Origin of the sequence: Nocardioides sp. cx-173 (assembly GCF_021117365.1) — a bacterium.
Lineage (GTDB): Bacteria > Actinomycetota > Actinomycetes > Propionibacteriales > Nocardioidaceae > Nocardioides.
In genome coordinates, this window is the sequence record NZ_CP088262.1 from 2,264,103 (window position 1) to 2,288,622 (window position 24,520).

Annotated in this window: 23 protein-coding genes and 1 tRNA gene; 10 read left to right on the plus strand and 14 right to left on the minus strand. The window is 71.2% G+C overall.

Annotated features, from left to right (window positions below; genetic code table 11):
- Window positions 1-152: 152 nt before the first annotated feature.
- Together LQ940_RS10975 and metH are read right to left on the minus strand one after the other, a co-directional pair.
- The gene (locus LQ940_RS10975; protein WP_231243489.1) at window positions 153-2,228 is read right to left on the minus strand and encodes an MDR family MFS transporter; all 2,076 of its coding nucleotides are present in this window, start codon (window positions 2,226-2,228) and stop codon (window positions 153-155) included.
- A gap of 107 nt (window positions 2,229-2,335) precedes the next feature.
- Window positions 2,336-6,073, minus strand: coding sequence for a methionine synthase (gene metH / locus LQ940_RS10980; protein WP_269217205.1), 3,738 nt, complete (start codon window positions 6,071-6,073; stop codon window positions 2,336-2,338).
- Window positions 6,074-6,285: 212 nt separating this feature from the next.
- Between metH and LQ940_RS10985 the strand changes: the two genes are divergently transcribed.
- Window positions 6,286-7,146, plus strand: coding sequence for a PAC2 family protein (locus LQ940_RS10985; protein ID WP_231243490.1), 861 nt, complete (start codon window positions 6,286-6,288; stop codon window positions 7,144-7,146).
- A gap of 110 nt (window positions 7,147-7,256) precedes the next feature.
- On the opposite strand, the gene mshC is transcribed toward LQ940_RS10985, so the two are convergent.
- Genes mshC through LQ940_RS11005 form a run of 4 tightly spaced genes read right to left on the minus strand, consistent with a single transcriptional unit; the run spans window position 7,257 to window position 10,620 of the window.
- Window positions 7,257-8,495, minus strand: coding sequence for a cysteine--1-D-myo-inosityl 2-amino-2-deoxy-alpha-D-glucopyranoside ligase (gene mshC, locus LQ940_RS10990; RefSeq protein WP_231243491.1), 1,239 nt, complete (start codon window positions 8,493-8,495; stop codon window positions 7,257-7,259).
- 22 nt (window positions 8,496-8,517) lie between these two features.
- On the minus strand, window positions 8,518-9,309 hold the full coding sequence (locus tag LQ940_RS10995; protein WP_269217206.1) for an SCO1664 family protein: 792 nt from the start codon (window positions 9,307-9,309) through the stop codon (window positions 8,518-8,520).
- Window positions 9,306-9,890, minus strand: a complete 585-nt coding sequence (locus LQ940_RS11000) for a DUF3090 domain-containing protein (protein WP_231243492.1) — start codon at window positions 9,888-9,890, stop codon at window positions 9,306-9,308. The genes LQ940_RS10995 and LQ940_RS11000 overlap by 4 nt, the downstream gene beginning before the upstream one ends.
- 10 nt (window positions 9,891-9,900) lie before the next feature.
- On the minus strand, window positions 9,901-10,620 hold the full coding sequence (locus LQ940_RS11005) for a histidine phosphatase family protein (RefSeq protein ID WP_231243493.1): 720 nt from the start codon (window positions 10,618-10,620) through the stop codon (window positions 9,901-9,903).
- Between the two features lie 33 nt (window positions 10,621-10,653).
- On the opposite strand from LQ940_RS11005, the gene corA reads away from it, so the two are divergent.
- On the plus strand, window positions 10,654-11,634 hold the full coding sequence (gene corA / locus LQ940_RS11010; protein WP_231243494.1) for a magnesium/cobalt transporter CorA: 981 nt from the start codon (window positions 10,654-10,656) through the stop codon (window positions 11,632-11,634).
- 81 nt (window positions 11,635-11,715) lie between these two features.
- On the opposite strand, the gene LQ940_RS11015 is transcribed toward corA, so the two are convergent.
- Window positions 11,716-12,540 carry an undecaprenyl-diphosphate phosphatase gene (locus LQ940_RS11015; RefSeq protein ID WP_231243495.1) on the minus strand — a complete coding sequence of 275 codons (825 nt, stop codon included), beginning with the start codon at window positions 12,538-12,540 and terminating at the stop codon, window positions 11,716-11,718.
- Window positions 12,541-12,612: 72 nt separating this feature from the next.
- Here LQ940_RS11015 and LQ940_RS11020 point away from each other — a divergent pair, with 72 nt between their 5' ends.
- On the plus strand, window positions 12,613-13,563 hold the full coding sequence (locus tag LQ940_RS11020; RefSeq protein ID WP_231243496.1) for an aldo/keto reductase: 951 nt from the start codon (window positions 12,613-12,615) through the stop codon (window positions 13,561-13,563).
- On the plus strand, window positions 13,560-13,778 hold the full coding sequence (locus LQ940_RS11025; RefSeq protein ID WP_231243497.1) for a DUF5703 family protein: 219 nt from the start codon (window positions 13,560-13,562) through the stop codon (window positions 13,776-13,778). The genes LQ940_RS11020 and LQ940_RS11025 overlap by 4 nt, the downstream gene beginning before the upstream one ends.
- A 95-nt stretch (window positions 13,779-13,873) precedes the next feature.
- On the opposite strand, the gene LQ940_RS11030 is transcribed toward LQ940_RS11025, so the two are convergent.
- Both LQ940_RS11030 and LQ940_RS11035 read right to left on the minus strand, forming a co-directional pair.
- Window positions 13,874-14,269, minus strand: a complete 396-nt coding sequence (locus LQ940_RS11030; RefSeq protein WP_231243498.1) for a tetratricopeptide repeat protein — start codon at window positions 14,267-14,269, stop codon at window positions 13,874-13,876.
- 3 nt (window positions 14,270-14,272) lie between these two features.
- Window positions 14,273-15,607 carry a M20/M25/M40 family metallo-hydrolase gene (locus LQ940_RS11035; protein WP_231243499.1) on the minus strand — a complete coding sequence of 445 codons (1,335 nt, stop codon included), beginning with the start codon at window positions 15,605-15,607 and terminating at the stop codon, window positions 14,273-14,275.
- A 77-nt stretch (window positions 15,608-15,684) separates the two neighbouring features.
- On the opposite strand from LQ940_RS11035, the gene LQ940_RS11040 reads away from it, so the two are divergent.
- Window positions 15,685-15,770, plus strand: a tRNA-Leu gene (locus LQ940_RS11040).
- Window positions 15,771-15,843: 73 nt separating this feature from the next.
- Here LQ940_RS11040 and LQ940_RS11045 read toward each other — a convergent pair.
- Window positions 15,844-16,536: an NADPH-dependent F420 reductase gene (locus tag LQ940_RS11045; RefSeq protein WP_231243500.1), complete on the minus strand. Its 693-nt coding sequence runs from the start codon at window positions 16,534-16,536 to the stop codon at window positions 15,844-15,846.
- A 40-nt stretch (window positions 16,537-16,576) separates the two neighbouring features.
- The gene (locus LQ940_RS11050) at window positions 16,577-17,140 is read right to left on the minus strand and encodes a TetR/AcrR family transcriptional regulator (protein ID WP_231243501.1); all 564 of its coding nucleotides are present in this window, start codon (window positions 17,138-17,140) and stop codon (window positions 16,577-16,579) included.
- 86 nt (window positions 17,141-17,226) lie between these two features.
- Here LQ940_RS11050 and LQ940_RS11055 point away from each other — a divergent pair, with 86 nt between their 5' ends.
- Complete coding sequence (locus LQ940_RS11055) at window positions 17,227-17,943, plus strand: SDR family oxidoreductase (protein ID WP_231243502.1); 717 nt, start codon at window positions 17,227-17,229, stop codon at window positions 17,941-17,943.
- A gap of 116 nt (window positions 17,944-18,059) precedes the next feature.
- Here the strand turns inward: LQ940_RS11055 and LQ940_RS11060 are convergent, their stop codons facing one another.
- Complete coding sequence (locus tag LQ940_RS11060; protein WP_231243503.1) at window positions 18,060-18,587, minus strand: potassium channel family protein; 528 nt, start codon at window positions 18,585-18,587, stop codon at window positions 18,060-18,062.
- Window positions 18,588-18,959: 372 nt separating this feature from the next.
- Between LQ940_RS11060 and LQ940_RS11065 the strand changes: the two genes are divergently transcribed.
- The 3 genes from LQ940_RS11065 (at window position 18,960) to LQ940_RS11075 (ending at window position 21,231) form a co-directional block, all read left to right on the plus strand.
- Window positions 18,960-19,376, plus strand: coding sequence for a pyridoxamine 5'-phosphate oxidase family protein (locus tag LQ940_RS11065; RefSeq protein ID WP_231243504.1), 417 nt, complete (start codon window positions 18,960-18,962; stop codon window positions 19,374-19,376).
- Window positions 19,377-19,430: 54 nt separating this feature from the next.
- Window positions 19,431-20,342 carry a universal stress protein gene (locus LQ940_RS11070; RefSeq protein ID WP_231243505.1) on the plus strand — a complete coding sequence of 304 codons (912 nt, stop codon included), beginning with the start codon at window positions 19,431-19,433 and terminating at the stop codon, window positions 20,340-20,342.
- A 109-nt stretch (window positions 20,343-20,451) separates the two neighbouring features.
- The gene (locus LQ940_RS11075) at window positions 20,452-21,231 is read left to right on the plus strand and encodes an isocitrate lyase/PEP mutase family protein (RefSeq protein ID WP_231243506.1); all 780 of its coding nucleotides are present in this window, start codon (window positions 20,452-20,454) and stop codon (window positions 21,229-21,231) included.
- Between the two features lie 129 nt (window positions 21,232-21,360).
- On the opposite strand, the gene LQ940_RS11080 is transcribed toward LQ940_RS11075, so the two are convergent.
- The gene (locus LQ940_RS11080) at window positions 21,361-22,329 is read right to left on the minus strand and encodes an NAD(P)H-binding protein (protein WP_231243507.1); all 969 of its coding nucleotides are present in this window, start codon (window positions 22,327-22,329) and stop codon (window positions 21,361-21,363) included.
- 76 nt (window positions 22,330-22,405) lie between these two features.
- Between LQ940_RS11080 and LQ940_RS11085 the strand changes: the two genes are divergently transcribed.
- Window positions 22,406-22,990: a LysR family substrate-binding domain-containing protein gene (locus LQ940_RS11085; protein ID WP_231243508.1), complete on the plus strand. Its 585-nt coding sequence runs from the start codon at window positions 22,406-22,408 to the stop codon at window positions 22,988-22,990.
- 88 nt (window positions 22,991-23,078) lie between these two features.
- On the opposite strand, the gene LQ940_RS11090 is transcribed toward LQ940_RS11085, so the two are convergent.
- The gene (locus LQ940_RS11090) at window positions 23,079-24,518 is read right to left on the minus strand and encodes a GuaB1 family IMP dehydrogenase-related protein (RefSeq protein WP_269217207.1); all 1,440 of its coding nucleotides are present in this window, start codon (window positions 24,516-24,518) and stop codon (window positions 23,079-23,081) included.
- Window positions 24,519-24,520: the final 2 nt, after the last annotated feature.

A 24,520-nucleotide genomic window follows, 5' to 3' on the forward strand; every position in this document is an offset into this window, starting at 1 on the left:
AATGCTCTCCCCTTCGGTGACTCCTGGACGACGTCGGTCTCCAGTATCGGCTCTGCAGGGCGTGGTCGCACATCGGCGCTGCTGCTGCCCTCGCAGTGGCAAGCGACCTGGCCGCCGAGGCGCTCCTTGCGGCTTCTCCACCACGGCCCAGCTCAGCCGGAGGCTGGACCTCCGACTCGATGGTCGGCGCCAGCCGCCGCGCGCGGCGGACTCGGCTCGTGCTCGGACCGCTCCACCACGATCCGCTGGGCGACCGATGCCACAGCCTGCCGGACACCCTCCGGCGTCTGGTCGTCCATGCCCTCGAGATGCGCCAGGATCCACTCCGCCAGGTCGTCTCGCAGCCGGCCGACGGCCCGGAGGCCGCGTGCGCTGAGCACGAGGTCGTGCAGGTCGCCCTCGATGAAACCCTGGTCGGCCACGCGGCGGAAGACCGGCTCCAGGACCGCCGGCGGGAGGCTCCGCGACCCGGCTATCCGGGCGATATCGGCGGTGCGCCTCGAGGAGGTCAGCCCGTAGATCTGGACCAGGGCCCAGATGCCTGCCGCATCGAGGTCCGGCGTGCCGGCCTCGAGCACCTCCAGGACCCGGTCGCCCTCGCGGCCGTGGAGCAGGCGCGCGATCCGGCGGGACAGGAGCTCCTCGCTGGGTAGCGCCTCCGGCGCGCCGAAGCCCGACCCGAGGTCGCTCGCCCCGTGCGCCAGGCTGTCGACCAGATGCACCTGCGGAAGCAGCAGTGCGAGGACGAACGCGACCAGCGCCACGGGGGCGGCCCACAGGAACACCTGACTGAGCGCGTCGGCGTACGCGTCGACGATGGGGGCGATGACGCTGTCCTTGAGCCTGTGGAGCGCGCTCGGGGTGGCCAGTTCGGCGGAGGTGACACCGGGGCTCTTGGCGATGGCCGCGGGAAGCCGGTCACTGAGGAAGTTGGCGTAGAGGGTCCCGAAGATGGCGGCGCCGAAGGCACTGCCCATGGTGCGGAAGAAGGTGACGCCCGACGTCGCGACCCCGAGCTCGGCGTAGGGCACCGAGCCCTGCACGATGATCGTGAGCACCTGCATGCTCAACCCGATGCCCAAGCCGAGGACGAACAGGTAGAGCGAGGACAGCGCCAGCGGGGTCGACGCATCCATGCGTGAGAGCAGGGCCAGCCCGACCGCCATGACCAGGCTGCCCACCACGGGGAAGACCTTGTAGCGCCCGGTCTTGCTCACGATGTTGCCGCTGAGGATCGCCGTGAGGAGCAGGCCGAGCACCAAGGGCAGCATCCGCATCCCGGAGTCGGTGGCCGAGACGCCCTCGACGTACTGGAAGAACGTGGGCAGGAACGTCATCGCACCGAGCATCGTGAAGCCGACGACGAAGCTCAGGGCGCAACAGTCGGCGAACACCCGCGACCGGAACAGCCGCATGGGCAAGATCGGCTCCGTCGCCCGTCTTTCGATGAGCACGAACACGGCGAGCACCGCGAGGCCGCCGACGATCAGGCCCACGATCTGCCATGACCCCCAGCCGTAGGTGGTGCCGCCCAGGCTGGTCGCGAGCACGAGCATCGAGGCACCCAGCGCGACGGTGGCCATGCCGGCGTAGTCGATGCGATGGCGGGCTCCGCCGGGGATGTGGGGAATGGTGAAGCGGGCCGCGACGATGACGACCGCGGCGAGCGGCACGTTCACGTAGAAGCACCAGCGCCAGCTGGCGCTGTCGGTGAGCACCCCACCCAGGAGCGGGCCGATGACCGTGGCGACCCCGAAGACCGCGCCGAGGGCTCCCTGGAACTTGCCGCGCTCACGAAGGGGGATGATGTCGGCGATCAGGGCGGTCGCGGTGACCGTGAGCCCCCCGGCCCCGATCCCCTGGACCGCGCGGGACGCGATGAGCCAGACCATGCCCTCCGAGAGCCCACAGAGCGCGGAGCCGAGGATGAACACGGTGACGCTGAGCTGGAACAGGAGCTTGCGCCCGAACTGGTCGCCGAACTTGCCGACGATGGCCGTCACCGCAGTCTGCGCCAGCAGGTAGGACGTCACCACCCAGGAGACGTGGTTGCCCCCGCCCAGGTCACCGACGATCGTCGGCAGGGCCGTGGAGACGATCGTCCCGTCCAGTGCGGCCAGCAGCATCCCCATGCCGATGGTCGCGAACGCCATGGTCCGGGCCCGCCCGGTGAGGGCGACCGGCCGCGACGCAGTCTCCGGGTCAGTGGGAGCCGTGGCGACAGACATCGAGCCTCCTCGAGATGGCGACGCTCGAAGTCTTCGCCTGCGCCGACGTCGTGAGAAGGGTCCTTCGCCCCTGTCCCGCGACACAGGCTCGCCGCGGGCGGCCTGGCTCAGTCCTCCGGGTCGTAGCCCAGGTTGGGCGAGAGCCAGCGCTCGGCCTCCGCGAGGGTCCAGCCCTTGCGCTCGGCGTAGTCCGCGACCTGGTCGCGGCCGAGTCGGCCCACCACGAAGTACTGCGACTCCGGGTGGCTGAAGTACCACCCGGAGACCGAGGCGCCCGGCCACATCGCCATGGACTCCGTCAGCGTGATGCCGGTGTTGGCCTCGACGTCGAGCAGGTCCCACAGCAGGGGCTTCTCGGTGTGGTCGGGGCACGCGGGGTAGCCGGGCGCGGGCCGGATGCCGTCGTACTTCTCGGCGATCAGGTCCTGGTTGCTGAGCTGCTCGTCGGCGACGTGGCCCCAGAACTCGGTGCGCACGCGCTGGTGCAGGCGCTCGGCGAATGCCTCCGCGAGGCGGTCGGCGAGGGACTCGATGAGGATGGCGTTGTAGTCGTCGAGATCGTCGCGGAACGCCTTGACCCGCTCCGGCAGCCCGATCCCGGCCGTGACCGCGAAGCCGCCGATGTGGTCGGGCAGACCGGTGCCGACAGGGGCGACGTAGTCGGCGAGCGAGCGGTTGGGCACGCCCTCGCGGTGGTCGCCCTGCTGGCGCAGGTGATGCAGCACCGTGCCGGTCTGCTTGCGGGAGTCGTCGGTGAAGGTCAGGACGTCGTCGCCGTCGGAGTTGGCCGGCAGGAAGCCGTAGACGCCGCGGGCGGTGATCCACTTTTCCGCGATGATCCGGTCCAGCATCTCGTTGGCGTCGTCGTAGAGCTTGCGCGCCGTCTCGCCCGACGTCGGGTTGTTGAGGATGTCGGGGAACCTGCCCTTCATCTCCCAGGCGTTGAAGAACGGCTGCCAGTCGATGTACTCGCGCAGCTCGGCGATGTCGTAGTCGTCCAGGACGTGGACGCCGCTCTGCTTCGGCGGCGGAGGGACGTAGCCCTCCCAGTCGATGGGGGTCGCGTTCGCCTTGGCGTCCGCATAGGAGAGCAGCTTGCGCTCGCTCTTGCCCGCGTGGCGGGCGCGCAGCGCGTCGTAGTCCTCCTTGACCTCGGCCATCAGGGCCGTACGGCGGTCGTCGTGCAGGAGCGCGGCGGCGGTCGGCACCGACCGGGACGCGTCCTTGACCCAGACGACGGGACCGTCGTACTTGGGGTCGACCTTGACGGCCGTGTGGGCGCGCGAGGTCGTGGCGCCGCCGATGAGCAGCGGGATGGTGAGCCCCTGGCGCTGCATCTCGGTCGCGAGCGTCACCATCTCATCGAGCGAGGGGGTGATCAGGCCGGACAGCCCGATGATGTCGGCGTCGTGCTCCTTGGCCGCGTCGAGGATCTTCTGAGCGGGGACCATCACGCCGAGGTCGATGACCTCGTAGTTGTTGCACTGCAGGACGACGCCGACGATGTTCTTGCCGATGTCGTGCACGTCGCCCTTGACCGTGGCCATGACGATCGTGCCGTTGGTCTCCTTCGCGGTGGCGTACTCGGGGTTGTCGAGCTTCTCCTGCTCGATGAACGGGATCAGGTAGGCCACGGCCTTCTTCATCACCCGCGCCGACTTCACGACCTGGGGCAGGAACATCTTGCCCGCCCCGAACAGGTCGCCGACGACGTTCATGCCGTCCATCAGCGGGCCCTCGATGACCTCGATCGGCCGGCCGCCGCGATCCGCGATGAGCTGGCGGAGCTCCTCGGTGTCGGACTCGGCGTAGGCGTCGATGCCCTTCACGAGCGCATGGGTGATCCGCTCGCCGACGGGCAGGGAGCGCCACTCCTGGGCCGCGGTCTCCTCCTTCTCCCCCGCCTTGTTGTGCGCCTCCGCGATCTCGAGCAGCCGCTCCGCGGCGTCCGGTCGGCGGTTGAGCACGACGTCCTCGATGCGCTCGCGCAGCTCCGGCTCCACCTGGTCGTAGACGACCAGGGCACCGGCGTTGACGATGCCCATGTCGAGACCGGCCTCGATCGCGTGGTACAGGAAGACCGCGTGGATCGCCTCGCGCACCGGGTTGTTGCCGCGGAAGGAGAAGGAGACGTTGGAGATGCCGCCGGAGACCTTGGCACCCGGCAGGTTCTGCTTGATCCAGCGGGTGGCCTCGATGAAGTCCAGGCCGTAGGAGGCATGCTCCTCGATGCCGGTGGCGACGGCGAAGACGTTGGGGTCGAAGATGATGTCCTCGGGCGGGAAGTCGACCTCGTCGACCAGGATCCGGTAGGCGCGCTCGCAGATCTGCTTGCGCCGCTCCAGGTTGTCGGCCTGGCCGTCCTCGTCGAAGGCCATGACGACCGCGGCTGCGCCGTACTTCTTGCACAGGCGCGCGTGCTCGCGGAACTTGTCCTCGCCCTCCTTCATGGAGATCGAGTTGACGATCGGCTTGCCCTGCACACACTTGAGGCCGGCCTCGATCACCTCCCACTTGGAGGAGTCGACCATGATCGGGACCCGGCTGATGTCGGGCTCCGAGGCGATGAGCTTCAGGAAGCGGTCCATCGCCGCGACCCCGTCGATCATCCCCTCGTCCATGTTGACGTCGATGACCTGGGCGCCGTTCTCGACCTGCTGCAGGGCCACGGCAAGGGCAGCGTCGTAGTCGCCGTCCTTGATGAGGTTGCGGAACCGCGCCGAGCCGGTGATGTTGGTGCGCTCGCCGACGTTGACGAAGAGGCTGTCCTCGTCGATCGTGAACGGCTCCAGGCCGGACAGGCGCATGGCCGGACTGACCTGGACCGGCTCGCGACGCGGCTTGCCCTCGACGGCCTGCGCGATGGCCGCGATGTGCGCCGGGGTGGTGCCGCAGCAGCCGCCGACCAGGTTGACGAAGCCGCTCTCGGCGAACTCCTCGACGATCGCGGCGGTCTCCTCCGGCGCCTCGTCGTACTCACCGAACGCGTTGGGCAGGCCGGCGTTGGGGTAGCACGACACGAAGCTGTCGGCCAGGCGGGACATCTCGGCGATGTAGGGCCGCATCTCCTTGGCCCCGAGCGCGCAGTTGAGACCGACCGCCAGCGGGCGGGCGTGCCGGATCGAGTCCCAGAACGCCTCGGTCACCTGGCCGGAGAGAGTGCGCCCCGAGGCGTCGGTGATCGTGCCGGAGACGATGACGGGCCAGCGGCGGCCGTACTCCTCGAACAGCGTCTCGACCGCGAAGATCGCGGCCTTGGCGTTGAGGGTGTCGAAGATGGTCTCGATGAAGAGCAGGTCCGAGCCGCCGTCGAGCAGCCCGCGACCGGCCTCCAGGTAGGCCTCGACCAGCTGGTCGTAGCTGACGTTGCGGGCGCCGGGGTCGTTGACGTCGGGCGAGATGGAGGCCGTGCGGCTGGTCGGACCGAACGCGCCGGCGACGTACCTGGGCCGATCCGGCGTCCGCGCGGTCATGGCGTCGGCCTCGCGGCGGGCCAGCCGGGCGGACTCGTAGTTGAGCTCGTAGGCGAGCTCCTGCATGCCGTAGTCGCCCAGGGAGATGGCGTTGGCGTTGAACGTGTTGGTCTCGACCAGGTCCGCGCCGGCCTCGAGGTACTCGCGGTGGATGCCGCCGATGATGTCCGGCTGGGTCAGCGTGAGGAGGTCGTTGTTGCCCTGGAGGTCGCTGGGCCAGTCCGCGAACCGCTCGCCGCGGTAGCCGGCCTCGTCCGGGCGGTCCCGCTGGATCGCCGTCCCCATGGCGCCGTCGATGACCATGATCCGCTCCCGCAGCGTCGCGGTGAGGAGGTCGGTGGCATCGGGTCGCAGGTCCTGAGGTCGGGACACGGGACTCCTCTCGGGCTCGTTCGGCGCCCGGGTGGCACCGCTCCTCCAGGGTAGGAGCGCGTCCACCGGCTGGACTGGGTTTCCGAATGGTGACACCGGGCGCGGAGCGCGGTGAAATCCTCGTCGGTCCCAGCGCACGTCGCTCCGCGCGCATTCCCGTCGGGTGTGCTGGTCGGCCGGAGAGCCTCGCGGTCGGCGACTAGGCTTTCGACGTGATCGAGATCGAGGACGCCCCCGAGCTGGTGGACCCCATTGTGATCGCCGCCTTCGAGGGTTGGAACGACGCGGCGGATGCCGCGTCCGGGGTGGTGGACCACCTGATGTCCGTGTGGCACGCGCGGGTGGTGGGTGCCGTCGATCCGGAGGACTTCTACGACTTCCAGGTCAACCGCCCGCAGGTCGGTACCGACGAGCACGGCTACCGGCGCCTGACCTGGCCCAGCACCCAGATCGCCGTGGCGTCCCCGCCCGACCTCGACCGCGACGTGATCCTGATCCGCGGCATCGAGCCCAGCATGCGGTGGCGTCAGTTCTGCGCCGAGCTCCTGGCCGCGATCGACGAGCTCGGCGGCGAGCTCGTCGTCACTCTCGGCGCCCTGCTCGCGGACTCCCCCCACACCCGACCGATCCCGGTCACCGGAACCGCCACGGAGCCCGAGCTGGTCGACCGGCTCAAGCTGGAGCAGTCGACGTACGAGGGCCCGACCGGGATCGTCGGCGTCTTCCAGGACGCCTGCGCCAAGCTCGACGTCCCCGCGGTGTCGTACTGGGCGGCCGTCCCCCACTACGTCGCCCAGCCGCCGTGCCCGAAGGCCACGCTGGCCCTCCTCGGCCAGCTCGAGGACCTGCTCGAGGTCAGCATCCCGCTCGGGGACCTGCCGGAGGACGCCCGTGCCTGGGAGCGCGGCGTCGACGAGCTCGCCGAGGAGGACGAGGACGTCGCCGACTACGTCCGCAGCCTCGAAGAGACCCGGGACACCGCCGACCTGCCCGAGGCGTCCGGCGAGGCCATCGCCCGCGAGTTCGAGCGCTACCTCAAGCGCCGCGGTGGCGACGAAGCCGGCCCTGGCTGATCGCGCCTGCCGGGTGTCGCACCTGCGGTTTGGTCACAAACCGCAGGTTCTCGCCGCCCGGATCTGCGGTTTGTGACCAAACCGCAGGGTCCGCGACCCAGGCCGGCCCCTCAGAGCGACAGGCCGAGCGCGGCGTCGAGCAGCGCCAGCATGGTCATGGCAGCGTCCGGGTCGCTGGTGTCGGCCAGGCCGTCGGTGCCGAGGGTGGCGGCGGCCCACGCGTCGACCGCAGCGGCGGCGCGGGGCGCGTCGAGGTCGTCAGCGAGTGCTGCCAGGACCTCCGTCACGACGGGGCCGGCGGGGGCACCGGCGCCGAGCGAGATCGCCTTGCGCCAGGACGTGACCGTGTCGACGGAGTCCCACAGCTCCGCGTCGGTCCACTCCCAGTCGGAGCGGTAGTGGTGGCGCAGCAGCGCGAGGCGGATGCCCATCGGGTCGACGTCACTGTTGCGCAGCGCGGAGACGAAGACCAGGTTGCCGAGCGACTTGGACATCTTCTCGCCGTCGTAGGCGACCATCCCGGCGTGGGCGTAGACCTGCGCGAAGGGCGTGCCGGGCACGGCGACCTGAGCGTGGCCGGCGCACATCTCGTGGTGGGGGAAGACCAGGTCGGAGCCGCCGCCCTGGACGTCGAACGCACCGCCGAGGTGGTGCATGGCGATCGCGGCGCACTCGATGTGCCAGCCAGGACGACCCGGCCCGAACGGGCTGTCCCACTTGGGCTCACCGGGCCGCTCCCCGCGCCAGAGGACACAGTCCAGGGGGTCGCGCTTGCCGGCTCGCTCCGGGTCACCGCCGCGCTCGCCGAAGATGCGCAGCATGGTCTCGCGGTCGTAGCCCGACTCCTGACCGAAGGCCGGGTCGGCGGTCACGGAGAAGTACACGTCGCTGTCGACGCGGTACGTCGCCCCGGCGGCCTCGAGCCGCTCGATGAGCGCCACCGCCAGGGGGATCGACTCCACCGCCCCCACCAGGTGGTCGGGCGGGAGGACGCGCAGGGCGGTCATGTCCTGGCGGAACAGCTCGGTCTCGCGCTCGGCGAGCTCGACCCAGTCGACGCCGACCTTCGTGGCGCGCTCCAGGAGCGGGTCGTCGACGTCCGTGACGTTCTCGACGAAGCTGACCTCGTGGCCGGCGTTGCGCCAGGCGCGGTTGAGCAGGTCGAACGCCACGTACGTCGCCGCGTGGCCGAGGTGGGTGGCGTCGTAGGGCGTGATGCCGCAGACGTAGAGGCGCGCCGGCCCGTCGGGGGTGGTCGTGACCCGGGCACCGGTGGCGGTGTCGTGCAGCGCCACGGGCGGACCCACCTCGGGCAGGGTCGGGACCTCGGGGGCGCTCCAGGCTCGCATGGCGCCAGCCTAGTAGGGCTGGTCAGAAGGGCGGCCACGGGATGGCAGGCCAGTCGCTGCTCGACAGCGGGAGGTGCCCGGTGTTGACCAGGCGGCGACACCGGCGGTCGAAGGCCTCGATCTCCTGGTCGGTCAGGTGCTGTGCCAGCGCCTCGCCCAGACCACCGCGGAGCTCGGCGCGCAGGCGGCGCACGACCCGGTCCTCCTCGTCAGTCAGCGCCTCGCCCTGCCATCCCCACAGGACGGTCCGCAGCTTGTGCTCGTGATGGAAGGCGATGCCGTGGTCCACGCCGTAGCGGTGCCCATCGCTCATCGCCAGCACGTGGCCGCCCTTGCGGTCGGCGTTGTTGACCACGACGTCGAACACCGCCATGCGCCGTAGCGCCACGGTGTCCTCGTGGATGAGCGAGACCCCCTGCTCCCGCCCGTCGAGCCCGTCGAAGACGTGGAGCCAGCCGTCCGGCACCTGACCTTCCGGGACCAGGGTGACCGCCTCCTGCTTCTCGTCCGGCTCCTGCCAGAGCTGGCACATGCCGAGACCGTGCGGCCCCTCGCGCAGCCAGGTGTGCGGCACGACGTCCCAGCCGGTGGCCTCGGAGACCAGGTACGCCGCCACCTCGCGGCCGGCCAGGTGGCCGTCGGGGAAGTCCCACAGCGGCCGCTCCCCCGCGATGGGCTTGTAGACGACGGTGGTCTCGCCGATCTGACCGAGGAAGGTCGCGTTGGAGGCCGGCATGATCCGCCCCTGCAGAGTGAGCTCCCCGTCGGGCTCGAACGCCGGCCTGGGAGCCGGGTCGGGCACGGCCTGGGTCACGGGTCCCGCCTGCGGAACCCGTTGGCGCGCACGCAGAGGTGGCCGTCGGGGTCCATCGGGTTGCCGCAGAAGGGGCAGCTCGGGCGGCCGGCGTCCAGCACCTGCGCGGCCCGCTTGACGAACGCCCGGGCGTGACCGGCGTCGATCCGCACGACGAAGACCTCCTCCGGCTCGGGCTCCTCGAAGTCCACGTCCTCCTCCGCCTGGTCCGGGGTCACGACGGCGGCCTCGGAGAAGGGGAACACCTCGATCACGATCTTCTGGTCGGAGGGGTCCCAGGACAGGGTCATGGTTCCGGCGCGGAACTCCTCCTCGATCGGCTGCTCCAGGGGGTGGGTGTCCTCGAGGCCCAGCGGTGCCACGGCCGGGATGACGCCCGCGGCCGTGTCACTGGCCATCACCTCGTCGAGCAGCTCGTCGACGCGCTCGGCCAGGGCGGCTACCTGCTGCTTCTCCAGCGCGATGCTGGTGAGTCGGACGCCGCTGCGCGCCTGGAGGAAGAAGGTGCGCGATCCCGGGGGTCCGACCGTGCCCGCGACGAAGCGCTCGGGCGGGTCGAATCCGTGCATGATCGGTGCCATGCCGACCACCCTATGACCGGGCCGAAGGGCCCGCGCCACCGCCAACGGGTGCGTCCTCGGCGGTCTTGCGGCGGCGGGTCCGCTTCGCGGGCGGAGCCGCGAGCCAGGACAGGTCGCCGTCGTGGGTGTTGGTGGCGAGGACGTAGGGGCGAGTGCCGGTGTAGCGCACGATCGACACCGAGGCCGGGTCGACGTGCAGGCGCTGGAACAGGTCGAGGTGCATGCCGAGGGCGTCGGCCAGGACCGACTTGATGATGTCCCCGTGACTCACGGCCACCCACACCGCCCCGGGCCCGTGCTCGGCCTCGATCGCCGCGTCATGGCGCCGTACGGCCTCGACCGAGCGGGCCTGCATCGCCTGGAGCGACTCCCCGCCGGGGAACGTCGCCGCCGACGGCTGGGTCTGCACCACGCCCCAGATCTTCTCCTTGGCGAGGTCCTTGAGCAGCCGGCCCTGCCACTCGCCGTAGTCACACTCGGTGATGCCGCGCTCGCTGACGGTCCTGGGGGCGGCAGGATGGCCGGCGGTGATGATCCTCGCCGTCTGGCGGCAGCGCTCCAGGGGGCTGGTGACCACGGCGGAGAGCGGGACCACGGCCAACCGCTCGGCCGTACGCCGCGCCTGGGCCGTCCCGGTCTCATCGAGCTTGACGCCTGGCGTGCGCCCCGCGAGGGTGCCGCTGGCGTTGGCGCTCGTCCGGCCGTGTCGGACCAGGATCACAGTTGCCATGCCCGGGACTGTAGTGGGGCTACCGTGACTCACGTGATCATCGACAGCGCGGTGTACCGCCACGGCGTCCGGCTGCCGGTCGACTGCCAGCCGCACGACTACGCGACGCTGCGCGCCCAGGCCAAGGAGCACGGCGACTTCGTGTGGGTGGGGCTCCACGAGCCCGACCAGGCCGAGTTGGAGCGGGTCGCCGACGCCTTCGAGCTGCACCGCCTGGCCGTGGAGGACGCGGTCGCCGCGCACCAGCGCCCCAAGCTGGAGCGCTACGGCGACCACCTGTTCCTCATCCTCAAGACGCTCTGGTACATCGACGAGCAGGACGCCGTCGAGACCGGCGAGATCAGCATGTTCGTCGGCCACGACTTCGTCATCACCGTGCGGCACGGCGAGGGCGGGGCGCTGCACTCGGCCCGTCACCACCTGGAACAGCGCAGCCAGGTGCTCACCCACGGCCCCTCGGCCGTCGTCTACGCGGTCTGCGACTCGGTGGTCGACGCCTACGCCCAGGTCATCGAGGCGCTCCAGGAGGACGTCGACGAGGTGGAGGAGTCGGTCTTCTCCCCCACGCGAAGCGACGACTCGGTGCGGATCTACACGCTCAAGCGCGAGATCGCCGAGGTCCGGCGTGCGGTGCTGCCCCTGCGCGAGCCGATGCGCCGCTTCGCCAGCGGCACGGTCCCGGGGATGGACGAGGGCGCGGCGCCGTTCTTCCGCGACGTGGCCGACCACCTCGCGCGCGACGCCGAGACCATCGACGGCCTGGACTCTCTGCTGTCCACCGCCTTCGACGCCTACATCGCCCGGATCTCGGTCCAGCAGAACGACGACATGCGCAAGATCTCCGCCGGCGTCGGCCTGGTCGCGGCCCCCACCTTGATCGCGGGGATCTACGGCATGAACTTCGAGCACATGGCCGGGCTGGGCTGGTCCCTCGGATACCCCGTCACGCTGCTGCTGATGGCGTTGTCGTCGGGGGTGCTGTGGGTGTTCTTCAAGAAGTCCGGGTGGCTGTAGGTCCGTGGTTTGGTCACAAACCGCACGCCCCGACCCCGAGAACCTGCGGTTTGTGACCAAACCGCACGCCCCGGCGAGCGCTCAGGCGCTGAGGACGCCGGTGGCGAGCAGCACCAGCACCGCGGTGCCGAGGGCGACGCGGTAGAGCACGAACGGCGTGTAGGAGCGGGTGGAGACGTAGCGCAGCAGCCAGGCGATGGCGGCGTACCCGACGGCGAACGAGATGACGGTGGCCACGATGGTCGGGCCCCAGCTGTAGGTGTTGTCGCCGTGCGGGATCTCCTTGAGCTCGTACAGGCCGGCGCCGACGACGGCGGGGATGGCCAGCAGGAAGGCGTAGCGGGTGGCCGCCTCCCGGTCGTAGCCGAGCATCCGGCCCATGGAGAGCGTGGCGCCGGAGCGGGAGACGCCGGGGATCAGCGCCACGGCCTGGGCGGCGCCCATCAGGACGGCGTCGCGCAGGGTGATCTCCTTGATCCGCTTCGAGGTCGCTCCGAACCGATCGGCCAGGCCCAGGACGAGACCCAGGACGATCAGGGTCGTGCCGATGATCCACAGGTTGCGGAAGTCGCGCTCGATGACGTCCTTGAGCAGCACGCCGAGGACCACGATCGGAAGCGAGCCGATGATGATGAACCAGCCCATCCGCGCATCCAGGTGCCCGCGGTACTCCGCCCGGAAGAGCGACTTGGTCCACATCGAGGCGATGCGCCAGATGTCCTCACGGAAGTAGATGAGCACGGCCAGCTCGGTACCGATCTGGACGACCGCGGTGAACGCCGCCCCCGGGTCACCCCACCCGAACAGCTCAGGGTAGATGCGCAGGTGCGCGCTGCTGGAGATCGGAAGGAACTCCGTGAGGCCCTGGATGACGCCGAGGACAACGGCCTGGAGGTAGTCCCACACGAGCAGGAAGCCTAGGGCCACCCGGGCGAGCCGCCGCGCCGCCCCCAGGGTGTGCCCACTAGTTTTGTCGCCATGCAGCAGCGGTCAGTGGGCCACACCGGCCTCAAGGTGTCGCGCGTCGGCCTGGGCACCATGACCTGGGGCCGCGACACCGACGAGCACGAGGCGCGCGACCAGCTCATCGCGTTCGCCGAGGCGGGTGGCACGCTGGTCGACACGGCCGCCGGCTACACCGACGGTGACTCGGAGTCCCTCATCGGTCGCCTGATCGGCGACGTGGTGGCGCGCGACGAGATCGTCCTGGCCACGAAGGCCGGCATCTCGCGGCGCTCCGGGGAGCGGGACACCAACACCTCCCGCGGCAGCCTGCTCACCACGCTCGACGCGTCCCTGCAGCGCCTGGGCGTCGAGCATGTGGACCTCTGGCAGGTCCACATCTGGTCCGACGAGACCCCGATCGAGGAGACGCTCACGGCCCTCGACCTGGCGGTGACGTCCGGCCGGGCGTCGTACGTCGGCATCTCCAACTACACCGGGTGGCAGACCGCCCAGGCCGCCACATGGCAGCGGGCGGTCCCCGGGCGGGTGAGCCTGGCGTCCACCCAGGTCGAGTACTCCCTGCTCAACCGCGGCGTCGAGCGAGAGGTGCTCCCCGCGGCGCAGGCGCTCGGCCTCGGGGTGCTGCCGTGGTCGCCGCTGGGCCGCGGCGTCCTCACCGGCAAGTACCGCACCGGCACCCCCTCGGACTCGCGGGGCGCCTCGCCGGTCTTCTCCGGCTTCGTCAGCGCCTACCTCGACGAGCGCAGCGGTCGCATCGTGGAGGCGGTGGCCCGCGCCGCGGAGGGCCTCGGCTGGACGACGCTCGAGGTGGCGCTCGTGTGGGTGCGGGACCGTCCTGGCGTCACCTCCCCCATCGTCGGTGCCCGCACCGCCGCCCAGCTCCGCGGAGCACTCGCCCTCGAGGACAAGGAGCTCCCGCCCGAGATCGTCGCCGCCCTCGATGACGTCTCGGAGCCGACATGAGCCGGCACGAACGCCGGGCGCCGGGGCGCGGGGTGGAGTGGGAGTTCGACCGGGTGACCTTCCCCCGCGAGTTCCCGCGCAACGTCGTCACCAAGCTGCTCGTCGAGCGCGCCGAGCACGGCGGCTGGGAGCTCGACCGGGTCCGCATGACCGCCGACGGGACCCGGCGGGTCGTGCTGCGCCGCAAGATCATCCGGGCCGTTCGCACCGCCTGAGCTCGGCGAAGGCCCGCGGTTTGGTCACAAACCGCGCGCCGGCGGCCCGCAGATCTGCGGTTTGTGACCAAACCGCGGGGTCGACCCGCGCGCGATCACTCGCCGCGCAGCGCCCGGAGACTCTCCTCCGCGGTGAGCCGCGACGCCTCGGGGAGCGTGGGCAGCGCGAGCAGCCGCTCGAAGGTCTCGATCGCCTCCTGGCGACGCTCGAGGCGCTCCAGGGAGATTCCCATCGCGCCGAGCGCCACCGCCGCGGACTCCCCGTCCGGGTCGAGCTGCACCGCCCGCTCGTACCACTCCATGGCCTCATCGACGCGCTGCGCCCTGAGATGCATCGTCGCGATGTTCGTGCTCGCCAGGGACCTGGCGTACTCCGGGACGTCGTCGAGGGCGAGCACGCTGAGGAAGGTGCGGTAGGCCTGCTCGGCGTCGCCGGCCTCGCTGGCCCCCAGCGCCTGGACGAAGAGGTGCTCCCAGGGAGTCGTCGTCATGGCTCAGGCCTCGCCCAGGAACCGGTCGAACACCCGCGCCCCGAACTCCAGCGCGTCGACGGGCACCCGCTCGTCGACGCCGTGGAAGAGCGCGGTGAAGTCCAGTTCGGCAGGTAGCCGCAGGGGCGCGAAGCCGTAGGAGGTCATGCCCAGCTTGCCGAAGTGCTTGGCGTCGGTGCCGCCGCTCATCAGGTACGGCGCCACGATCGCGTCGGGGTCCTCCGCCAGGAGGGCGCGGGTCATCGTGTCCACGATGGCGCCCTCGTAGGGCATCTCCCACGGCTGCTGCTTGGAGAGGTAGTCGATGGACACGTGCTCGCCGCACAGCTCGGCCAGCGTCGCGAAGAACTCGTCCTCGTAGCCGGGCAGGAAGCGCCCGTCGACGTGCCCGGTCGCCTCGGTCGGGATGACGTTCACCTTGTAGCCAGCGCTGAGCATGGTGGGGTTGGTGGTGTTGCGGATGACCGCGCCGAGCATCCGGGCGGCACTGCCGAACTCCTCGATCAGGCTCTCGGCGTTGTCCGGGGTCGCCTCCGTGCCGACCAGCTCGGCGACGGACGCCAGCAGGGTCTGCATCGTGGGGGTGAGCCGGACCGGCCACTCGTAGGCGCCGATGCGCGCCACGGCCGCGGCCAGGTCGGTGACGGCGTTCTCGGCGTTCATCATTGAGCCGTGACCCGCGCGACCGCGGGCCGTCAGGCGCATCCAGGCCATGCCCTTCTCGGCGGCCTCGATCAGGTACAGCCGCCGACCGCGGACCGTGGTGCTGAAGCCCCCCACCTCGCCGATGGCCTCGGTGCAGCCCTCGAACTCCTCGGCGTGCCTCTCGACGAGCACCTGCGCGCCGAGGTGGCCGCCGGCCTCCTCGTCGGCGGTGAAGGCGAGTACGACGGGCCGCTGCGGGACGGCGCCGGCCCGCGCCCGCGCGCGCACCACCGAGAGCAGCATCGCGTCGAAGTCCTTCATGTCGACGGCACCCCGGCCCCACACGTAGCCGTCCTGCACCTCGCCGGAGAACGGGTGAACCTGCCAGTCCGCGGCTGCGGCCGGGACCACGTCCAGGTGGGCGTGCAGCAGCAGCGCGCCCCGCTCGGGGACACTGCCGTCCGCCGGACCGCCCCAGTGCGCCACGACGGAGGTGCGCCCCGGTGTCGACTCGTACAGCCGCGACTCGATGCCGACCTCGTCGAGCAGTCCGGCGACGTACTCGGCCGCCTTGCGCTCCCCCGGGCCGTCCTGGTCGCCGTAGTTGCTCGTGTCGATCCGGATCAGCTCGCGACACAGCTCGACGACCTCGCCGGTGGGGTCGTAGGCCATGGTCTCGCCCTCGGTGGTCATGACCCCATCAAAGCATTGCCGCGCGGCCACCCGATGCGGGGCCGGGGCGCTGCCTTTGCTACTGTTCCACAGCACTCGTCCGGGTGGCGGAATTGGCAGACGCGCTAGCTTGAGGTGCTAGTGCCCGTATTAGGGCGTGGGGGTTCAAGTCCCCCCTCGGACACTCAGAAGGCCCCGGCTCCACGGGGCCTTTTGTTCATTTCGGGCCCTCGCGACCTGTCCGTACGGCGTCCTCCTCAGCCGGGGATGCGCTCTGCCCGCTGCAGGTTGCGGACGAGCTCCTCCGAGCTCTGCCCGTCGACGTGATGGCGCCACATCGGCGTCCCGGGGGCGCTGCGCCACGACTCGCTCAGAGGGCTGTTGTCGACAGCGTCGAACCCGAGGTCGTCGTACAACCGCGTCACCAGCTCGACAGCCTCGCGGTGGTCGCTCGAGACGACGAGCGCCTTGCGGTCGGGGTGGCCGGCGGGCCGCGCCAGTCGGACGATGCCCGGCAACGCGTCCTCGGGACCGCGCAGCGGGAGCCGCTCGTGGAACTGGACGTGAGTGAACGCCTTGACGACCTGGGAGGTCGGCAGCTGCTCCTGTCGGAGCTCGTGGACCGTGCTGCGGCCCGAGTCGACCTCGGGGTAGTTGCCGTCACGCCAGACCATGTAGTTGTTGTTGTCGATCACGACCTTGCCCGCCAGCTCGTCCGCCGGCAGCGTGGCGCCGGGTGCGTACGGGAACGCCAGGATGGCGAAGTCCGACTCCGCGGCTGCCTCCGAGCTCGTGGCGGCCCGCGCCCGAGGACCGAGCTCGCGCACCAGGTCCTGCAGGGTCTCGGGCCCTCGTGAGTTGGCGATGACGATGTCGTAGCCCGCGTCCACCGCTATCCGGGCCAGGACACTGCCTGCCTGGCCGGAGCCGAGGATTCCGAACGTGCTCATGTCGTCCTGCTCTCTGAGGGTGCTGCGATGCTGCGGTGCGTTAGTCGACCCGCGGCGCCTGGGGCAACGTCGCCAGGGCGGCCTCGGCGATGGCCATGACCTCCTCGGCGCTTCCGCCGTCCCGGGCGCAGCCGGACATGCCACGCAGCACGGCCACGAGGAACAAGGCCAAGCGGCCGGTGTTGGTCGTGGCCGGGAGGTCGCCGTCCCGCACCCCCTGGTCGAGGCGGTCCTGAAGACGCCTGCGGAGAGCCTCCCGCTGTGCAGCGAGCCGCGGCTCGGTCAGCATGAGACATCCCGGCGGCGTCTCCGAGTCGGTGTGGGCGCGAGCGGCGTCGTCCAGGATCTGGGCGATCGCGTCCCGCGCCGTCGGCAGGGCCGCTGCCCGATCGACGGCCTCGCACGTGCGCTGGAAGTACACGCTCGAGGCCTCCTCGAAGAGGCGGTGCTTGTCGCCGAAAGCGGCGTACAGGCTCGGTGGCGTCACCCCCATCGCCGCGGTGAGGATCGCGACGGACGTCTCGTCGTAGCCGGCGCGCCAGAACTGCTCGACCGCCACCGCCAGAGCGGCGTCTCGGTCGAAGCTTCGGGGTCGGCCTGCCATGAGGAGAAGCATACCGTAGTGATCGCTACGGTATGTGCTACGCTCCCCGAATAATCAATAGTGATCACTACAGAATGAGGATCGTCATGAATCTCGAGGGGGCAGTGGTGCTGGTCACCGGCGCGAACCGAGGCATCGGAGCAGCGTTCGTCGACCAGCTCAAGCAGCGCGGGGCACGCAAGATCTACGCCGGAGCGCGTGACATCGAGACCCTGGATGCTCAGGGCGTGCACCCACTCGAGCTCGACGTCACCGACGCCGACCACATCGACGCCGCGGCTCGCGCGGCCGGCGACGTCCAGGTGCTCATCAACAACGCAGGGATCTCGACGGGAACGGCGTTGGTGACCGGGGCGGAAGCGAACATCCGGCGCGAGCTGGACACGAACTTCTACGGACCGCTGTTGATGACGCGTGCGTTCGCCCCGGTCCTGGCCGGCAACGGAGGTGGCGCGCTCCTCAATGTGATCTCTGCGCTGTCGTGGTTCACGGCGCCGGGCGCCGGCGCCTACGCCGCATCGAAGGCCGCGGCCTGGATGCTGACCGACAGCACGCGACTGGAGCTCGCAGCGCAAGGCACCCACGTCGTGGGAGTGCACATGGGCATGGTCGACACCGACATGGTCCGCGACATCCAGGGGCCGAAGGTCGCACCGGCGGACCTGGCCAGCGCCGGCCTCGACGCCATCGAGTCGGGTGCCCAGGAAGTGCTCGGCGACGACTGGGCGCGGTTCGTGAAGTCCGGGCTCACCCTGGCTCCGGGCGCGCGGTACGAGCAGATCCTCGCGGCGCTGGCAGCCTGAGGCGGATCACTCGCTCGTCCGCGGGCCTGCCACCGACGTGCTCACGCCATCGGGCCGACTCCGTCACCAGGGACCCGGGACCACGTACCTCGTGCGGATGCCGGGTCGTGGCGTGATCAGCGTCCCGGCCTGGCGGCGGCGCTCCGCACCAGCGACGTCACGACGACGACGCTGAACACGATCAGCCCGCACACCATGGCGCGGGCCAGCTGTCCCTCGGCGTGCACGTCCCCATAGCCGACCGTGGCCATGGTGCTGAGGGTGAAGTAGAGCGCGTCGGTGCGGGTGCTGAGGCCGTCGAACTGACGAGGGGCGAGCAGCTCGACGAGGTAGAAGGCCAACGAGAACGCCGCGACGAGCGCCACCACCATGATCGTCAGCACGCCGCCGGGGCGCATCTCGGCGCCACGGCGGACGTGGCGCAGCTCGAGCGCCATCGCTCCCCCGACCAGAGCGAGGCCGGCCACCGTCAGCAGCAGGCTGGCCGCGATGGCGGCGGTGGATCCGGCCCACTCGACGGGGAAGGCGAAGTAGGCGACGAGCACGCCGGTGGACGCCCAGGCCGGGTGCTGCCAGCGCGCGACGCCGCGAGCACGACCGGAGCCGTCCCGCTCGTGCGACGGGGGAACGGACTCCGCGGCCATGGCGACCTCCTGAGGCGGCAGGACTCCAGCCACCGCGACTGGAGGTCGTGCGGCGCGTCGTGCTCGCGCCGTTCCATCGTCGGGTACGGGCGAAGATGCGTCGAGGCTCGACCTGCGTCCACCCGCGGAGGGGACTACCTGGTTCGGACGGTCCCGCCCGCCTCGCTGTGGGACCTCCGGCGGCGCTATGTCTCAGGGCGCCGTGTCCCGTCCACGTGCGATCCGGACCATCGCTCCACGGGCCTGGGGTGCGTCTCGGACCTCAGGTAGGCGCAGCGCGCACGGGACCAAGGTCCCGGTTCGGTGGGTCCGCTGGTCCCTCGCCGTCCCGGCCCTGCTGGGTGAGACTGGCTGGACGAGGAGGTGACCCACGTGGACGCCAACCGGAGCTTAGGACGACTCGCCGAGCTCACGCCGTACGACTGCTGGTCGCTGCTCGAGGACGTCGAGGTCGGGAGAGTGGCCTGGTGCACCATCGACGGACCGGCGGTGGTGCCGGTCAACGTCACGGTCGCCGACGGGGCGCTGTGGTTCCGCACCGCGCCGTACTCCACCCTCGTCAACCACTGCCGGGGCGGCCGGGTCGCCGTCGAGATCGACAACCTGGATCCGACGCGACGCGCCGGCTGGAGCGTGGTCGTCACCGGCATCGCCGAGATCGTGGACGGCGACGAGGTCCCCGGCGGCGTGCACCTGCTGGACACGTGGGCGCCGGGCAGCCGCACCGCCCACGTGCGCGTGGAGACTCAGCAGGTGACCGGTCGCCGGCTCACACCCCCCGCGCCCTGACCACTCCCCTTCGCTGCCACCTGTCGCCCCGTCCGCCACGCCCCGAGGAGAACCATGACCGACGCCCCGCAGACCCACCTCGACAGCATCTTCGTCGGCTTCGACGGCTCGGCACCGTCCGAGGCGGCCCTCGAGTGGGCCGCGGAGCAGGCGTCGCTGGAGGGCCGGCCCCTCGTGCTGGTCCATGCCGTGGCGCCGCTGAGCTCCGGAGCCGCCGCATCGCTCGGCTCGCTCGGCATCGACACACTGCGCCTGCGTGAGGACATTCTGGCCGACGCCGAGGCGCTGCTCGAGCGCGCGCGCAAGCGTGCGACCGCCGGGCGCCCGGACCTCGAGGTGCACCAGATGGCGCGGATCGCGGATCCCCGCGAGACGCTGCTGTCGCTGGCCGGCGAGGACCGCCTCGTGGTCGTGGGCTCGCGCGGCATGGGCCCCGTCCGCAGCCTGCTCCTCGGCTCGGTCAGTCTGGCCCTCACCAAGCACGCATCGGGCCCGGTGGTCATCGTGCGGCCGAACCGGGCGGCCGAGGCCCCCGGGGACGTCCTCGTCGCGGTCGCCCTCGACGGGACCGACGGTCCCGTGCTGGACCTGGCCTTCCGGGTCGCCTCCTTCCGCGGGCAACAGCTCACCGTGCTGCACTGCTTCTGGGACGCCAGCCAGGTCTCGAGCGGCTCCGCCGACGTGCCCGACGACGAGCCGGGCCTGGAGGATCTGCGCGCGCAGATCAGCAAGCTGGTCGAGGCGTCGCAGGCGGCGTACCCGTCGGTGCCCGTGCACCTGCAGCTCGCCCGAGGATTCGTCGACGCCCGGCTGCTGGAGGCCAGCCGCCACACCGGCCTGGTGGTGCTCGGCCACCAGCGCAAGCCCCTGCTCGGGGAGCTCGTCTACGGCTCTGTCGCACCCCAGGTCGTGGAGGCCAGCGCCTGCTCGGTGGCAGTGGTCGGTCTCGCCGACCCGGAGCACTGAGAACGGGACCGGCCCGGCGCCGGCCCTGTCGCGCCGTGAGCGCGGGCTGGAGGCGGTGACTCTTCTCGTACCCCTCCCGGCTGACACCGGCTGGGTGCACGATGGGCGCATGACCGACCTACAGCACCGCGCCAGCGAGCTCCTCCGCCTTCACCAGGACCCGAGCCTCCTCACCGTCGTCAACGTCTGGGACGTGATTACGGCGAAGGTCGTGAGCGCCGTCGAGGGCACCACCGCCCTCGCCACCGCGAGCCACTCGATCGCGGCGTCCCGCGGCTACGAAGACGGCGAGAACATCCCGGTCGACGAGATGATCGCCGAGGTCGCGCGCATCGTCGCCGCGACCTCGTTGCCGGTCTCGGCCGACCTGGAGGGCGGCTACGGCGACGCGCCGGAGACCATCCGCAAGGCGATCGGCGTCGGCGTCGTCGGTGCCAACCTGGAGGACCAGATGAAGCCGCTGTCCGAGGCGGCCGCGCAGGTCGAGGCGGTCATGAGGGCCGCCGCCGCGGAGGGCGTCGCGGACTTCGTGCTCAACGCCCGCACCGACGCCTTCCTCAAGGCCGGTGACCGCGACCCGGCCGACGTCCTCGCCGACGCGATCGCGCGCGGGCGCGCATTCCTCGACGCCGGCGCCCCGGTGGTGTTCGTGCCGGGCCGGCTGAACGAGGAGCAGGTCGTCGCGCTCGTGGACGCCCTCGGCCCGCAGCGCCTGACCCTCATCGGCATCCCTGGCATCCCACCCTTGAGCCGCCTGGAGGAGCTCGGCGTCGCCCGCGTCTCCTACGGCCCGATGCCGCAGAACGTCGCCCTCACCGCCCTCGCCAAGCTGGTCGAGGACGTCCACGCCGGTGGCGGGGTGCCCGCCGACATGCGCATCCTGAACTGACCGCGCCCCGGATTCGACCCGCGGATTGGTCACAAACCGCGCGTACCGGCCGGTAGAACGTGTGGTTTGGTCACAAACCTCGGGTACAGCCGGCAGCCGATCGCGGTGGTCGTACGTACGGACGCGGCGTCAGCGCAGGGTGGTACCGACCCAGGCAGGGTCGCTGTCCGCCTGTCCCTGGATGTCGCCGTCGGAGTCGGTGGCCTGGGTCTGGCCGGCCAGTGAGCGGACGATGGCCTCGTCGACCGACAGGAAGCTGTGGCCGGGAGCCAGGTCGCGACGTACGTCGTCCTCGGTGCAGACCATGTCGTGGGCCAGGCTCCGCACGAGAGCGCGGACGGTGGCTCGTGGCAGACCCGACACCAGCGCGACGGCCTCCCCGACCAGGCACTCCGGCGCGAGGGGCAGGACCAGCTGCGGCCGCTGCAGGTCGGCGAGCGTGGCGAACCGGTCCAGCAGCTCTCGGTAGCTGAGAACCTCGTCCCCGCCGACGTCGTAGGCCCGGTTGTCCGGGTCGCCGTCGAGCGCCCGCACCAGCAGGTAGACGACGTCCTCGACGGCGACCGGCTGGATGTCGCGCTGCATCCACGCCGGCACCGGCGTCACGGCGAGCCGCTCACTGACCCGGCGCATCAGCTCGAAGGACGTCGAGCCGGCACCGATGACCATGGCCGCGCGGAGCACGGTGGTGGGGACGGCGCAGGCCAGCAGGATGTCCTCCACCTCCAGGCGCGAGCGCAGGTGGTCGGACAGACGGCCCGGCGGCACCAGGCCGGAGAGGTAGACGATGCGCGACACCTGGGCGTACTCGCACGCGTCGGCGACGTACTGGGCGGCCTCCCGGTCCCGCTTGAGGAACTCCCCCGAGGCCATCGAGTGCACCAGGTAGAACAGGGCGTCCACCTCACGGACGGCCAGGTGGACCGACACGGTGTCCTCGACGTCGAGATAGCGGCGCTCCACACGGTCCGACCAGGCGAAGCGGTCGAGAGCGTCCAGGTCACGCGCCGCAGCGACCACGTCGTGCCCCGCGGCGAGCAGCGACGGCACCAGCCGCGACCCGACGTACCCCGTCGCGCCCGTCACCAGCACCCGCATGTCCCATCCCTCCGTCGCCGCGCCCGGCAAGGCCCTCGACGCTAGCCAGTGCGTCCCACTACCCCATACTCGGGCGGTGGACACCCGCCCCTTCCGCGTCGGCTTCGTCACCGGCGCGACCCCCGACAAGTGGGCGCGCGTATGGCGCCAGCGCTACCCCCGCACCCCGCTCGAGCTGGTCCCGGTGACCCAGGCCGACCAGGAGCGCGGCCTGCGAGAGGGGAGCCTGGACATGGCGCTGGTCAGGCTCCCCGTGAACCGAGAGGGCCTGCACTGCATCCCGCTGTACGACGAGGTGCCGGTCGTGGTCGCCGGGCTCGAGCACCTGGTGGCCGCCGCCGACGAGGTCACGCTGGACGACCTGGCCGACGAGCAGCTGGTGCTCCCCCACGAGTCGGGGTGGACGCCGAGCGCCGAGCAGCTCGACTGGCCGGACATGGACCTCAAGGACGCCGTCGAGGTCGTCGCCTCCGGCACGGGGATCCTGCTCGTGCCGATGTCGGTCGCCCGGCTCCACCAGCGCAAGGACGTCGTCTACCGTCCCGTCACCGACCTGCCCACCACCAAGGTGGGCCTCGCGTGGCTCGTCGACAACGACGACGACCGGGTCCAGACCTTCATCGGCATCGTCCGCGGCCGCACCGAGCGGTCCTCGCGCTAGCCCTGCCGGGCCCCGCACCACCCGTGGTTTGGTCACAAACCGCAGATCGCCGAGCCGCGGAGATGCGGTTTGTGACCAAACCGCGTCCTCACCAGGACGTTGCGAGCGGCCGGCCCTCGTGGAAACCGGCGGCCGACTGCACGCCGACGACGGCGCGGTCGTGCAGCTCGGCGAGGGTGGCGGCGCCGGCGTAGGTGCAGGCGGAGCGCACGCCGGAGCAGATCTCGTCGATGAGGTCCTCGACGCCGGGACGGGCGGGGTCGAGGTACATCCGCGACGAGGAGATGCCCTCCTCGTAGAGGCCCTTGCGGGCGCGGTCGTAGGCCGACTCCGTGGAGGTCCGGTTGGCGACGGCGCGGGCCGACGCCATGCCGAACGACACCTTGTAGGCACGACCCTGGGAGTCCTCGAGCAGGTCGCCGGGCGACTCGTGCGTCCCGGCGAACCACGAGCCGACCATCACCGAGGACGCGCCCGCGGCGAGCGCGAGGGCCACGTCGCGGGGGTGGCGCACCCCGCCGTCGGCCCAGACGTGACTGCCCAGCTCCCGGGCGGCGGCCGCGCACTCCAGCACCGCCGAGAACTGCGGGCGGCCCACGCCGGTCATCATCCGCGTCGTGCACATGGCGCCGGGCCCCACGCCGACCTTGACGATGTCCGCCCCGGCCTCGACCAGGGCGCGAGTGCCCTCGGCCGACACGACGTTGCCGGCGGCGACGGGCACCCCCGGATCCAGGGCGCGTACGGCGCGCAGTGCGTCGAGCATCCGGTCCTGGTGGCCGTGGGCGGTGTCGACGACCAGGCAGTCGACCCCCGCGCCGAGCAGTTCGGCGGCCTTGCCGGCCACGTCGCCGTTGACCCCCACCGCGGCGGCGACCCGCAGCCCGCCGGTGGCGTCGACGGCCGGGCGGTAGAGCGTGGCACGCAGGGCGCCGGTGCGGGTCAGGACGCCCGCCAGCCGGCCGTCGCGGCGTACCGCCACGGCGAGGATCGCCCCGGTCTCGTCGAGCGCGTCGAAGGCCGCGCGCGGGTCGGCGTCGTCGGGGATGAGCACGGGGCGATGGTTCATGACCTGGCCGACCTGCGCGAAGCGGTCGACCTCGGCGCAGTCGGACTCCGAGACCACCCCGAGCGGGCGCCCCAGGGCGTCGACGACCACGGCGGCCCGGTGCGCCCGCTTGGGGATGAGCGCGAGGGCCTCGGCCACCGTCTGGTGCTCGGTCAGCTCGATCGGGGTGTCGAAGACCAGGTGCCGCGACTTCACGTCGGCCACCACCTGCTCGACCACCGGGAAGGGGATGTCCTGCGGGATCACCACGAGCCCGCCGCGCCGCGCCACCGTCTCGGCCATCCGCTTGCCGGCGATCGCGGTCATGTTGGAGACCACCAGCGGGATCGTGGTGCCGGTGCCGTCGGAGGTGGCGAGGTCGACGTCGTACCGGCTGGCGACGCCGCTGTGCCGCGGCACCATGAAGACGTCGTCGTAGGTGAGGTCGTGGGGCGAGGTGGCGTCGTGGAGGAAGTGCACAG

Bases quoted from the DNA above. Each gene is read 5' to 3' on its own strand.
- LQ940_RS10975 (WP_231243489.1), bottom strand. From the start codon at position 2,228: ATGTCTGTCGCCACGGCTCCCACTGACCCGGAGACTGCGTCGCGGCCG.
- mshC (WP_231243491.1), bottom strand. From the start codon at position 8,495: ATGCGAGCCTGGAGCGCCCCCGAGGTCCCGACCCTGCCCGAGGTGGGT.
- LQ940_RS11000 (WP_231243492.1), bottom strand. From the start codon at position 9,890: ATGGCACCGATCATGCACGGATTCGACCCGCCCGAGCGCTTCGTCGCG.
- LQ940_RS11005 (WP_231243493.1), bottom strand. From the start codon at position 10,620: ATGGCAACTGTGATCCTGGTCCGACACGGCCGGACGAGCGCCAACGCC.
- LQ940_RS11020 (WP_231243496.1), top strand. From the start codon at position 12,613: ATGCAGCAGCGGTCAGTGGGCCACACCGGCCTCAAGGTGTCGCGCGTC.
- LQ940_RS11025 (WP_231243497.1), top strand. From the start codon at position 13,560: ATGAGCCGGCACGAACGCCGGGCGCCGGGGCGCGGGGTGGAGTGGGAG.
- LQ940_RS11030 (WP_231243498.1), bottom strand. From the start codon at position 14,269: ATGACGACGACTCCCTGGGAGCACCTCTTCGTCCAGGCGCTGGGGGCC.
- LQ940_RS11035 (WP_231243499.1), bottom strand. From the start codon at position 15,607: ATGACCACCGAGGGCGAGACCATGGCCTACGACCCCACCGGCGAGGTC.
- LQ940_RS11045 (WP_231243500.1), bottom strand. From the start codon at position 16,536: ATGAGCACGTTCGGAATCCTCGGCTCCGGCCAGGCAGGCAGTGTCCTG.
- LQ940_RS11050 (WP_231243501.1), bottom strand. From the start codon at position 17,140: ATGGCAGGCCGACCCCGAAGCTTCGACCGAGACGCCGCTCTGGCGGTG.
- LQ940_RS11055 (WP_231243502.1), top strand. From the start codon at position 17,227: ATGAATCTCGAGGGGGCAGTGGTGCTGGTCACCGGCGCGAACCGAGGC.
- LQ940_RS11060 (WP_231243503.1), bottom strand. From the start codon at position 18,587: ATGGCCGCGGAGTCCGTTCCCCCGTCGCACGAGCGGGACGGCTCCGGT.
- LQ940_RS11070 (WP_231243505.1), top strand. From the start codon at position 19,431: ATGACCGACGCCCCGCAGACCCACCTCGACAGCATCTTCGTCGGCTTC.
- LQ940_RS11075 (WP_231243506.1), top strand. From the start codon at position 20,452: ATGACCGACCTACAGCACCGCGCCAGCGAGCTCCTCCGCCTTCACCAG.
- LQ940_RS11080 (WP_231243507.1), bottom strand. From the start codon at position 22,329: ATGCGGGTGCTGGTGACGGGCGCGACGGGGTACGTCGGGTCGCGGCTG.